The following is an 823-nucleotide window of genomic DNA, read 5'->3' on the forward strand; positions in this document are numbered from 1 at the left end:
AACTCAAGCGTATCGATGATAATGACATCATTGAGGCCGTATCAGGCATCGCAGAGAAGCATAGGGCTTATGGTTTTAGGAAGATATTTAAACGACTACGACTCCTAGGGCATCAATGGAATCATAAACGTGTGTATCGCGTTTATTGTGGTTTGAAGCTTAACTTACGACGAAAAGGCAAAAAACGCATACCGTCACGTGAACCAGAGCCACTAGCCGTTCCAGTAAAGGCAAATGATTGTTGGTCAATGGATTTTATGAGCGACAACTTGTTTTCAGGAAAGTCGTTCAGAACGTTTAATGTGATTGATGACTATCATCGTGAAGCTTTAGCGATAGAAGTGGACTCAAGCTTACCTGCGCAACGGGTAATACGTGTACTGGATAGAATCGCAGCCTATCGCGGTTACCCTAAGCGTTTAAGGCAAGATAATGGACCTGAGTTTATCTCACATGCACTTGAGATATGGGCTGAACAACACGGTATTAAGTTAGACTTTATTAAGCCAGGTAAGCCCACTCAAAATGCGTTTATTGAACGATTTAACCGAACTTATCGAAATGAAGTATTGGACTGTTATTTGTTCAACAGCTTGACTGAAGTAAGGGAAATCACGGATAGTTGGCTTGAAGAATATAATTATGATCGGCCCCATGAATCATTAAACGATCTACCGCCCAAGCTATATGAGCGGTTAAATAAAGAAAACTCTCTTAAAATATGATCGATATAAGGGAGGGTTACACAGGCCTTTAACTGGCGAGATAATTAACCGTTCGGCATAAGCAAAACCCAAATGCTCCTCTACCCACAATCGCTTCT

At 41.3% G+C, this 823-nt stretch carries 1 protein-coding gene; it reads left to right on the forward strand.

Annotated features, from left to right (window positions below):
* Positions 1-725: IS3 family transposase (locus tag Q4557_RS19785; protein WP_303415051.1), on the forward strand; the 725-nt coding region annotated here is incomplete at its 5' end.
* Positions 726-823 lie beyond the last annotated feature (98 nt).

The organism is Shewanella sp. 5_MG-2023, assembly GCF_030547465.1.
Lineage (GTDB): Bacteria > Pseudomonadota > Gammaproteobacteria > Enterobacterales > Shewanellaceae > Shewanella.